The sequence below is a fragment of the Cellulomonas hominis genome, assembly GCF_005239125.1.
Classification (GTDB): Bacteria; Actinomycetota; Actinomycetes; order Actinomycetales; family Cellulomonadaceae; genus Cellulomonas; species Cellulomonas hominis_A.
Window position 1 is genome coordinate 1 of the sequence record NZ_SZYE01000136.1, and the last position, 10,612, is coordinate 10,612.

At 75.8% G+C, this 10,612-nt stretch carries 8 protein-coding genes and 3 tRNA genes; 4 read left to right on the forward strand and 7 right to left on the reverse strand.

Annotated elements, in window-relative coordinates:
* The 3 genes from crtI to FA014_RS14405 all read right to left on the reverse strand — a co-directional run.
* On the reverse strand, positions 1-1,711 hold a 1,711-nt coding region (gene crtI / locus FA014_RS14395; RefSeq protein ID WP_154730349.1), incomplete at its 3' end, for a phytoene desaturase family protein.
* The gene (locus tag FA014_RS14400) at positions 1,708-2,658 is read right to left on the reverse strand and encodes a phytoene/squalene synthase family protein (protein WP_230323175.1); all 951 of its coding nucleotides are present in this window, start codon (positions 2,656-2,658) and stop codon (positions 1,708-1,710) included. The genes crtI and FA014_RS14400, both read right to left, overlap by 4 nt.
* Positions 2,655-3,818: a polyprenyl synthetase family protein gene (locus FA014_RS14405; protein WP_195969300.1), complete on the reverse strand. Its 1,164-nt coding sequence runs from the start codon at positions 3,816-3,818 to the stop codon at positions 2,655-2,657. Before FA014_RS14405 ends, FA014_RS14400 begins: the two co-directional genes overlap by 4 nt.
* A gap of 295 nt (positions 3,819-4,113) precedes the next feature.
* On the opposite strand from FA014_RS14405, the gene galE reads away from it, so the two are divergent.
* Complete coding sequence (gene galE, locus FA014_RS14410; protein ID WP_154730351.1) at positions 4,114-5,076, forward strand: UDP-glucose 4-epimerase GalE; 963 nt, start codon at positions 4,114-4,116, stop codon at positions 5,074-5,076.
* 15 nt (positions 5,077-5,091) lie between these two features.
* On the opposite strand, the gene FA014_RS14415 is transcribed toward galE, so the two are convergent.
* From FA014_RS14415 to FA014_RS14425, 3 genes are all read right to left on the reverse strand, one after another.
* Positions 5,092-6,033: an LLM class flavin-dependent oxidoreductase gene (locus FA014_RS14415; RefSeq protein WP_154730352.1), complete on the reverse strand. Its 942-nt coding sequence runs from the start codon at positions 6,031-6,033 to the stop codon at positions 5,092-5,094.
* A gap of 41 nt (positions 6,034-6,074) precedes the next feature.
* Positions 6,075-7,985 carry a DUF4914 family protein gene (locus FA014_RS14420; RefSeq protein WP_154730353.1) on the reverse strand — a complete coding sequence of 637 codons (1,911 nt, stop codon included), beginning with the start codon at positions 7,983-7,985 and terminating at the stop codon, positions 6,075-6,077.
* A 179-nt stretch (positions 7,986-8,164) separates the two neighbouring features.
* Positions 8,165-8,509: a metallopeptidase family protein gene (locus tag FA014_RS14425; RefSeq protein WP_154730356.1), complete on the reverse strand. Its 345-nt coding sequence runs from the start codon at positions 8,507-8,509 to the stop codon at positions 8,165-8,167.
* 96 nt (positions 8,510-8,605) lie between these two features.
* On the opposite strand from FA014_RS14425, the gene FA014_RS14430 reads away from it, so the two are divergent.
* The 3 genes from FA014_RS14430 (at position 8,606) to FA014_RS14440 (ending at position 8,904) form a co-directional block, all read left to right on the forward strand.
* Positions 8,606-8,678, forward strand: a tRNA-Glu gene (locus tag FA014_RS14430).
* Positions 8,679-8,716: 38 nt separating this feature from the next.
* Positions 8,717-8,790: transfer RNA gene (locus FA014_RS14435), tRNA-Asp, on the forward strand.
* A 41-nt stretch (positions 8,791-8,831) separates the two neighbouring features.
* Positions 8,832-8,904: transfer RNA gene (locus FA014_RS14440), tRNA-Phe, on the forward strand.
* A gap of 56 nt (positions 8,905-8,960) precedes the next feature.
* Here FA014_RS14440 and FA014_RS14445 read toward each other — a convergent pair.
* A partial coding sequence (locus FA014_RS14445; RefSeq protein ID WP_154730354.1) for a sensor histidine kinase occupies positions 8,961-10,612 on the reverse strand: 1,652 nt, incomplete at its 5' end.

The window sequence follows — 10,612 nt, forward strand, 5'->3', positions numbered from 1 at the left end:
CCGCGGCACCCGCGCGTCCCGGCGCGTCGTCGTCCGCCCGGGCCGGCCCGTCCGCGTGCTCGGCCCACGCCCCGCGGCGCCGCGCGGCGTCGAGGTACCCGCGCCGCAGCGGCGCGGGCAGCGGGCTCGGCGAGGTCTCCCCGAGCAGCCGCTTCGCGACGAGCTCCGCGCTGATCAGGCACATCGGCAGCCCGACGCCCGGCACGGTGCCGCCGCCGACGTGCAGCAGGTTCGGCACGCGCGGCGACCGGTCCCCGGGCCGGAACATCGCACTCTGCCGGAGCGTGTGCTCCATGCCGAGCGCGGTGCCGCGCCAGGCGGAGAAGTCCCGGGCGAAGTCGGCCGGCCCGACCACCTTCCGGGTGACGACCCGGGCGCGCAGGTCCGGCACGCCGGCCCAGCGCCCGACCTGGTCGAGGTACCGGTCCGCGTAGGAGTCGAGCTCGGCGGCCCCGGCTTCGCCGGCCCCGATCGACGCGTCGGCCGGGAACGGCACGAGCACGAAGAGGTTCTCGTGGCCCTCGGGCGCCGCGGACGGGTCGGTGGCCGTCGTGCGCGACACGTACAGCGACGCGGAGTCCGGGACGCGCAGGTCCTCGGGCCGCGAGGACCGCCCCGGGCCGAGGATCGCGTCGAAGTTGCCCGGCCAGTCGCGGGTGAAGAACAGCGAGTGGTGCGCCAGCTCCGGCAGCTCGCCGCGCACGCCGGCCATGACGAGGAGCGCCGAGATGCCCGGTCCCCGGTTCTCCCACCACGGCTCGGGGAGCGTGCGGTGCTCCGGCGCCAGCAGCACGGTCTCGGTGTGGAACAGGTCCGCGCCGGACACCACGACGTCGGCGGGGACGACCTCGCCGGACGCGAGCCGCACGCCGCGGGCGACGCCGGTCCGCCGCGGGTGCCGCACCGACCGCCCCGCGCCGTCGACCTCCACCGCGACCACGTCCGCACCGGTCCGGATCGTCACGCCCTGCGCGACGGCCAGCCGCTCGACCGCCTCGATGAGCGTGTACATGCCGCCGCGCGGGTACCGGACGCCGTCGACCAGGTCGAGGTGGCTCATGAGCGAGTACAGCGCGGGCACCCGGTACGGCGACGACCCGAGGAACACCGCGTGGTAGCCGAGCACCTGCCGCAGCACGGGGTGGTCGGTGGTCTCGGCGACCTTGTCCGCGAGCGTCCGGGTCAGCAGCGACGCGAGGGTGCCCGAGCGCCGGGCCACGTCGGCGGTGATCGCCCGGTCCGGCCGCTCGAAGGTCGTGTAGAGGAAGTGGTCGAGCGCGGTGCGGTACGCGTCGGTGGATGCCGCGGTGTAGCGGCGGAACGCCTCGCCCGCGCCGGGCTCCATCGCCTCGAACGTCGCCCAGTTCGCCTCGGGGTCGCCGACCACGTCGAACGGCTCGGCCGCCGCGCCGGGCCCGGCCGCCGGGTCGGGCTCCGGGAACAGCCGGTACGCGGGGTCGAGCCGCACGAGGTCCACGTGGTCCTCGACCCGCTCGCCGAGCAGCGCGAAGAAGTGGTCGAACACCTCGGGCATGAAGTACCAGGACGGCCCGGTGTCGAACCGGAACCCGTCCTGCTCCCAGGTGCCGGTCCGCCCGCCGACCCGGTCGTGCCGCTCCAGCAGCGTGACGTCCGCGCCGCCCCGGGCGAGCAGGGCCGCGGTCGCGAGGCCGCCGATCCCGCCGCCGACCACGACCACCCGACCCGTCACGCCGCACCTCCGTCGTCTCGTCCGTCGCGGGCAGGTGCGCCCGCGCTCCCCCGCGTCAGCACCGCGTCCGCGGCCTGGCCCGCCAGCGTGCGCGCCAGCACCGCGACCTTCCGCGGCGTGCTCACCCGCACGCGGGTGGCCAGCACCCGCTCCGGCGGCGTCGCGGCCAGGTCGGTCAGCAGCGTGTCGTACAGCGCCAGCGTCGCCGCGACGGCCGTGCGCGCCCGGCGGGGCAGCCGCGGCAGCGCCGCGCGGGCGCGGGCCAGGTCGGCCCCGATCTCGTCCAGGATCGCCACCAGCTGCGCGTCGGTCGGCCCGTCGGGACCCACGCCGGGGAAGTACAGCCGGCCCAGCTCGCCGGCGTCGGCGCCCAGGTCGCGCAGGAAGTTGATCTTCTGGAACGCGGCGCCCAGCGCCCGCGCGCCGTCGACCGTCGCGGCGTCGGGCCGGCGCACCGGCTCGTGCGGCGCGCGGTCGGCGTTGAGGAACACCTGCAGGCACATCAGCCCGACGACCTCGGCCGAGCCGTAGACGTACCGGAGGTAGGACTCGCGGTCGTGCACCCGGACGGTGAGGTCGGCTCGCATCGACGCGAAGAACGGGTCCACCTCCGCCGCCCCGATCCCGGTGCGGCGGGCGGTGCGGGCGAAGGCGTGCACCACGAGGTTGGTCGAGTAGCCCGACGTCATCGCGCGGGCGGTCTGCGCCTCGAGCTCGTCGAGCAGGGCCGCCGCGTCGTCGCCGCCCCGGGTGTCCACCACCTCGTCGGCGATCCGGACCAGCGCGTACACGGCCTCGATGTCCCGGCGGGCGCGCGGGCCGAGCAGCCGGGTCCCCAGCCCGAACGACGTCGAGTACCCGGCCAGCACGGCGCGGCTGGCCCGGGCGGCGGTGCGGTCGTACAGCGCGGCCGAGGCGACCCGCACGGGCGGCCGCGTGGCGGTCACGCCGACACCCCCGCGACCGCGTCGAGCAGCTCGGTGAGGTAGCGGGCCAGCGGCTCGGGGAGGCCGTCGACCGCGGTGGTCCGGGCCGTCCGGACGGCGTCCGCCCGCACGAGCCGCGCCTCGTCGAGCGCCCCGGAGGCGGCGATGACCTCGCGCACCCGCGCGGCGTCCGCCTCGGTCAGGTCGGGCCGGCCGACGCAGGCGTCGAGCACCGCGCGGTGCCGGTCGTCGGCGCGGAGGTACGCCAGGCGCAGCAGCTCGGTCCGCTTGCCCTCGCGCAGGTCCGACAGCACGGACTTGCCGGTGACCAGCGGGTCGCCGAACACGCCGAGCTCGTCGTCGAGCAGCTGGAACGCGACGCCGAACGCGGTGCCGAACCGGTCGAGCACCCCGAGCACACCGTCGTCCGCGCCGGCGAGCACGGCGCCCGCGCCGAGCGGTCCGCAGCAGGAGTACACGGCCGTCTTGAGCTCGGCGACCCGCAGCGCGTCCACCGCGGTGGGTCCGTGCAGGGCGCCGGTGACGTCGAGCAGCTCCCCGGCGACCGTGGTGTCGACCGCGCGGGCGAGCGACCGGACGACGCGGAGCGCCACCTCCGGGGGCACGGGGGCCGAGGCGGCGAGGTCGAACGCGGCGGCGATCGCGAGGTCCCCGCCGAGCAGGCCGGCGGCCAGCACGGGGTCGTCCGCCGCGGGCCCGGTGAGGCCGCGGGCCGCGAGCCGGCGGCGCGCCGTCCCGGTGACGTTCGGCCGGCCCCGGCGGGTGTCGTCGTGGTCGAGGACGTCGTCGTGCACCAGCATCGCGGTGTGCAGCATCTCCTGCGCGGCGGCGACGGGGGCGACCGCCGTCAGGTCCGTCCCGCCCAGGCCGAGGTACGCGGCGACGGTCAGCCGCGGGCGCATGAGCCGGCCGCCGCCGAGCTGGTCGCCGACCGCCCGCCACAGGGCCGCGTGCTCGACGGCGAGCTCCCTCGCGCGGGAGCGGCGGGACTGCACGTCGTCCACCAGGAGCAGCCGGACGGCGGCGAGGCCGTCCTCCACCCGCGCGGCGAGGTCCGGGACCGGGTCGGCGGGGGTGTGCGCGCGGGTCCGCGCGCGCGACGCCGGGGCGTCGGCCACCAGACCGCCGCCCGCGTCCGCTCGGGTGCGGGCACTGCGCACGCGTCCTCCCCTGGGCTCGAGTAGATGCTCAGCATACTGAGCATCTGGCGCGCTGCCACCGGGACGCCGGTCGCACCGTCTTCCTCGCCGGCGGCCCGTCGCCCGGAACCGCGCGCCCGCCTGCGGTGCACTCTGCCGCATCGCGCGCGCGAGCGCACCACCCCGGGAGCGAGGACCGGCAGACCCGCTCCCGCGCCCCCCGGCACCGCGATCGCGCCGCGCCGGACCCACCACAAACGATCGGAATCGATCAGGAAGCACCACCGGAGCACCGGAGCAGCGCTAGGCTGGGTGCATGACGACGTGGCTGGTCACCGGCGGAGCGGGGTACATCGGGTCGCACGTGGTGCGGGCGTTCGGGCAGGTGGGGATGGGCGCGGTCGTGCTCGACGACCTGTCCTCGGGGCACCGGGAGTTCGTCCCCGACGACGTGCCGTTCGTGCAGGGCTCGATCCTCGACGCGGACCTGGTCGCCGCCACCCTGCGGGAGCACGCCGTCACCGGCGTCGTGCACCTGGCCGGGTTCAAGTACGCCGGCGTCTCGGTCCAGCGCCCCCTGCACACCTACGAGCAGAACGTCACCGGCACCGCCCGGCTCCTCGAGGCGATGGCCGCCGCGGACGTGCGGCGCATCGTGTTCTCGTCGAGCGCCGCCGTGTACGGCACCCCCGACGTCGACCTGGTCACCGAGGACACCCCGACCGCCCCCGAGTCGCCCTACGGCGAGTCGAAGCTGATCGGCGAGTGGCTGCTGCGCGACCAGGGGCGCGCGACCGAGCTGGCGCACACCTCGCTGCGGTACTTCAACGTCGTCGGCTCCGGGACGCCGGAGCTGTCCGACACCAGCCCGCACAACCTGTTCCCGCTGGTGCTGGACGCGCTCGCCGCGGGCCGCACCCCGCGGATCAACGGCGACGACTACGACACCCCCGACGGCACCTGCGTCCGGGACTACGTGCACGTCGCCGACCTGGCCACCTCGCACGTCGCCGCGGCGCGCGCGCTGGACGAGGGGCGGACGCTGCAGCGGGTCTACAACCTGGGCTCCGGCGACGGCGTCTCGGTGCGGGAGATCATGACCGCGATGGCGCAGGGCACCGGCATCGCGTTCGAGCCGGAGGTGGCCCCCCGGCGCCCCGGCGACCCGGCGCGCATCGTCGCGTCCGGCGAGGCGGCGGCCCGGGACCTCGACTGGGTCATGCGGCACACGCTGACGGAGATGGTCGCCAGCGCGTGGGAGGCGCGGCAGGCGCGCTGACGCCTGCCCGCCCGCTCACCGACCGAGCCGGGACAGCCCCTCGGCCAGCACGTCCTCGGACCCGGCGTAGATGCCCTCGGCGCGGGGCCAGTGCACGACCACGTCCGTGAACCCGAGGTCCGCCGCGCGCTCCACGCCCTCGACCAGGGTGTCGGCGGACTCCAGCGAGAACACCGGCGCGCCGTCGAGGCTCAGGTACAGGTCCGGGACCCGCCCGCCGGGCGCGAGCCGCCCGGCGATCTCCCGCAGCTGCCCCACCTGCTCGGCGACCCCGGCCCACCAGGCGTCCTGGGCGGCCGCGGGGGTCGCCGGCTGCTCGTCGGGCGCGAGCACCGGGCCGTACGTGGCCCAGCCCTGCCCGTACCGGGCGGCCAGCGCCATCGTCCGGGGGCCGGCCGCGGCGACGACGAACGGCGTGCGCGGCCGGGCGATCGTGCCGGGGTGCATCCGGGCGCCGTGCGCCTCGTAGAACGTGCCCTCGTGGTCGGTCACCGGGTGCGTGAGCAGCCGGTCGAGCACCTCGACGAACTCCTCGAACCGGCGGGTGCGCTCGCCCCGGGTCGGCGCCGGGCCGAGCACGCCCGCGTCGAACCCCTCGCCGCCCGCGCCGAGCCCGAGCAGGAACCGGCCCCCGGCGATGTCGTCGAGGCCCATGACGTCCTTGGCGAACGGCACCGGGTGCCGGAAGTTCGGCGACGCGACCCAGGTGCCCAGCCGGATCCGCTCGGTCACCGCGGCGACCGCCGCGAGCAGCGGGACGGTCGCGAACCACGGCTCGTCGGCGAGCGACCGCCACGCGAGGTGGTCGTAGGTCCACGCGTGGTCGAACCCGTACTCCTGCTCGGCCCGCCGCCAGGTGTGCCGGGCGTCCGCCCAGCGCTGCTGCGGCAGCAGCACCACCCCGAGGCGCGGGCGGCCGGGTCGCGGGGCGGCGGTGGGTGCGGTCTCGGAGGTCACGGACCCGAGCGTAACCACGCCGCGCGCGACCCCGGGCGCCCCTACAGGTGCAGCGGGGTCAGCTCCTCGTACGCCTCGACCGGCGCCCCGGCCAGGCACAGCTCGATGATCTGCCGGCCCAGCGGGTCGAGGTCGTCGGTGAGGAACTGCTGCAGCTCGCTGGCGAAGAACCCCTGCAGCACGGCGGCCCCGGTGTCGTAGGCCTCGGGGCCGACGTGCGACTGGTACTCGGGCTGGAGCAGGGTCGGCCGGATCTGCTGGCCGTCGAGCTTCATCTCGGTCGGCCGGTAGCCGAACAGCGAGCAGCGGGCCGGGGCGAGCTGCTCGCGGCGGATCCGGCCGCCGCCGCGCCGGGCCAGGTACTCGCGGGTCAGCCACTCGGCGGAGAACCCGACCCGGTACGCCCCGATGTGCTGGTTGGGCGTGAGCACGTACCGGGTGCGGTCGTAGGTGACGAGCTGGCGCAGCAGCAGGTTCGCGGCGGCCACCTTGGTGCCGGTCGAGAACGGCCAGTACGACCCGACACCCTCCGCCACCATGCCGCCGTGGGCCAGGGCGGCGGCGACGTCCGCGCTCTCGCCGATCGAGGGGTTCTTGTCGCCGCGCGGGGCGATCAGCCGCCAGATCCACGCCAGCGCCGGCGGCACCACGTGCATCACGCCCATGATCCCGTAGGTGGGCGCGTCGCGGGTGCACAGCGGCATGCGGACGCCGAAGGTGCGGACGTCCACCTGCTGCGGCTCCGCGACGACGTTCTTGACCGACGACCGCGGGATGACGACCCGCGGGTTCGGGCACCGCCGCCCGGTCGAGTCGAGCGTGTGCTCCCAGGGAAGCGCCGTCGCGCCGGGGACGCCGTCGATCGACAGGAACACCAGGGGCTGCTCCGGCTCGATGATCGCCCGCTCCAGGGCGGCGTCCTCGCCGTAGGAGGTCAGGTTGTCGACGCGGACGAACCAGCCCGCCTCGGCGTCGGACACCGTGAGGCGGCCGTCGCCGACCTGGACCGACGGGTGGCACAGCGTCATGTCGTCGGTGACCGGCGCGAGCGCCGACGTCTCGCCGAGCGTCAGGTGGTACGGCTCGTCGCGCACCACGTTCGTCCCGACGAGGATGCGCCCGTCGTCCTCGCGCCGGATCTCCTGGCACATCTCGGACTTGCCGCCGCCCGAGGCGCCCTCGTGCATGATCACGGTCTCGTTCTCGTACGGCGTCGTCACGCGGACCGAGGAGGCGTGCGCGGTGAGCCAGCCCTCCTGCTCGCCGATGTCGAGCAGCACCGAGAACACGCCCTTCTTGGCGCTCGGCCCCGGGTACAGGTTGTAGGCCCAGACCTCGTGCAGCCGCTCGGAGCGGTCGTGGACCACGACCTGGCGGCCGCCGAACCGGGTGTGCCGGAACGGCGGGGCGACGTAGAGGATCGACCGCGGGTCGAACGGGCCGAGCTCCTCGAAGGTGACCCAGCCCTGCAGGTCGACGAGCGTGAGCGCGAAGAACGCGGCGTTCGCCGGGCAGATCGCCAGCGACGGGTAGCCGACCGCGGGGCCGCCGGCCCGGAACGGCACGACCACGAGCTCCTGCGTCGCGAGCCAGGCCAGCGTCTCCGCCCGTACCGGGTCGAACTCCTCGCCGTAGACGTCCCGGTACCGGGGCTTGTCCGTCGGCAGCCGGTCGGCGATCCGCATGCAGTCCGGGTCCCGGCGCCGCATGTAGTCCTCGGGGTAGTTCACCGCGAGGCCGTTGCGGCACCGCGCGACGTCCGCCTCCCGGTACGGCGCGCCGTCGACGTCGTACTCCACCGCGAAGGTCGGGCCGCCGTCCGGGCCCATCGCGAGCTCGTACAGCTCCTCCCGGGACCGGGGCACGACGACGCGCGGGCTGGCGTCGAGGGCCGCACGGACGTCCCGCGCGAGGTGGACGCAGGACAGGTCGAGGGTCAGGTCCGCGGTCATGTGGGGGCTCCCTACGCGTCGAGGCCTCGGGGCGCCGCGGGGGCGTCACCCGGGGCGCGCCGCGGCACGAGGGCGGTCGTGCGGGCGCGCTTGACCCAGACATTACGAGCGCACGGGTCGCGCCAGACGGGACCTTGGCCCCCTACCGAGCCTCCGCGGGGCGCCGGCGGGCGGCCCGGTCAGGCCCAGCCCAGCTCGTGCAGCCGCTCGTCGTCGATGCCGAAGTGGTGCGCGATCTCGTGCACCACCGTCACCGCGACCTCCTCGGCCACCTCCTCGCGGTCCGCGCAGATCGCCAGCGTCGGCCGGCGGAAGATCGTGATGCGGTCCGGCAGCGAGCCTGCGGCCCAGAACTCGCCGCGCTCGGTGAGCGGCACCCCCTCGTACAGCCCGAGCAGGTCGGGGTCGTCGGCCGGCGCGTCGTCCTCCACCAGCACGACCACGTTGTCCATCCGGGCGGCCAGCTCCTCCGGGATGCGGTCCAGACCGTCCCGGACGGCGTCCTCGAAGTCCTCGCGCGACATGTCGATCACCGGACCATCCTCGCCGATTTGGAGGATCCGCCGACGTACCCGTAGAGTCTTCCTCGGTCTGAAGACGCCTCGACGTCAGGGGCGCAAGCCCCCATCGTCTAGCGGCCCAGGACCCCGCCCTTTCACGGCGGTAGCACGGGTTCGAATCCCGTTGGGGGTACGAGCCTCGTGCATGTGGAAGAATAGGTCTCACAACGAGGCCCCGTAGCGCAGTTGGTTAGCGCGCCGCCCTGTCACGGCGGAGGTCGCGGGTTCAAGTCCCGTCGGGGTCGCTCGATCACACCGGTCCACTGGGCCGGTGTCGTCGTATCAAGGCTCTGTAGCTCAGTTGGTAGAGCGTTCGACTGAAAATCGAAAGGTCACCGGATCGACGCCGGTCGGAGCCACCGAGGAAGCCCCGCATCGCCCCAGGCGAGGCGGGGCTTCGTCGTCCCCGGGGCCGTCAGCCCGCGGCCGGCCCGCGCGGCCGACGCGGGAGCACCGCCGTGAACGCGGTCCCCTCCCCCTCGGTGCTCGTGACCTCCATCACGCCGCCGTGCGCGACGACCACCGACCGGGTGATCGCCAGCCCCAGCCCGACGCCCGGCACGGCGTTCCGGGTCGCGGTGGTCGTCCGGAAGAACCGGGAGAACAGCCGGTCGACCTCGTCCGCCGGGATGCCGAGCCCGGTGTCGGCGACGGCGAGCCGCACGTGGTCGACCGTCGCCGTCACCCGCACCGTCACCGTGCCGCCCGACGGGGTGAACTTCACCGCGTTCGACAGCAGGTTGTCGCCGACCTGCGCCAGCCGGACCGCGTCCGCCGGCAGGACCACCGGCGTCTCCGGGACGTCGAGCGCCAGCACGACCCCGGCCCGGTCCGCGGCCGGGCGCGCCGACTCCACGGCCGTGCGCGCGACCTCGGCCACGTCGACGTCCGCGAGCGCCAGCGGGAACCGGCCCGCGTCCACCCGCGCCGTGAACAGCAGGTCGTCCACGAGACGCAGCAACCGGGCGGCGTTCCGCTCGGCGACCTCGACGGACCGCAGCTGGTCGGGCGTGAGCGGGTCGTCCCGGAGCAGCTCCAGGTGGCCGACGACCGCGCTCACGGGCGTCCGCAGCTCGTGCGAGATCATCCCGGTGAACTGGTCCTGCAGGCGACCCGCCTCGTGCACGGCGGACGCGTCCGTCGCCACGAACAGGTAGCCCACCGGCCGGCCCTCACCGTCCAGCCGGACCGTCGTCGACACCTGCACCGGCACCGGCGAGCCGTCCGCCCGCAGCCACGTCCACTCCGACGCCTCGGCGCGGCCCGGCGCGACGTCGGCGACGAGCGCCGCGAACGGGGTCGTGGTCCCGGCCTGCCGCCAGCGCTCCTGCAGCTCGCCGGCGGCGACGAGCTCGTCGGCCCGCAGCGTCCCCCGCGCCTCGGCGACGCTCCGGCCGAGCAGCCGCTCCGCGCCCGGGTTCCACACGTCGACGACGCCGTCGAGACCGGTGCCCACCACCGCCTGCTCCGTGACGGCCTCCAGCACGCTGCGGGTGAGCCGGTTCGCGTCGCGCAGCCGCGCCAGGTGCCCGCGCAGGCGGCGGGCGAGCTCGTTCACGGTCAGCGCGGCGAGCGCGTAGACCGCGGGCGCGAAGGCGGCCCGCCACCAGGCCAGGTCGTCGGCCGACCCACCCGTGCCCGGCAGCGCGGGCAGCAGGAGCGCGACGCCGGACGCCGCCGCCGCGAGGAGCACGGACCAGCGTCCCGGTTCTGCGGCGACCCAGATGACGGGCAGCACCAGGACCACGCCGAACAGCGAGCCCGCGTCCCCCGTGCCGGCGCGCAGCAGGCCGACCGCCAGGATCGACAGCAGCGGCACCACCACCGCCCAGCCGTCACCGGCCGACCAGGGGTCCGCGGCCCGGCGGGTGGCTGCGGACGGGTGCAGCGCGGCGAGCACCGCGAGAACCGTGGCGGCCGCGAGCAGCACCGCGCCCGCGAGCACCGCGCCCGGGTCGGTCACGGCGGCGCCCGGTGCGGCGGCTGCGACGGCAGCGCCCAGCAGCACCGCCGCGAGGGTCGGGGCGTGCTTGAGCAGGACGGTGCGGTCGCGCGGCCGCGGGTCGG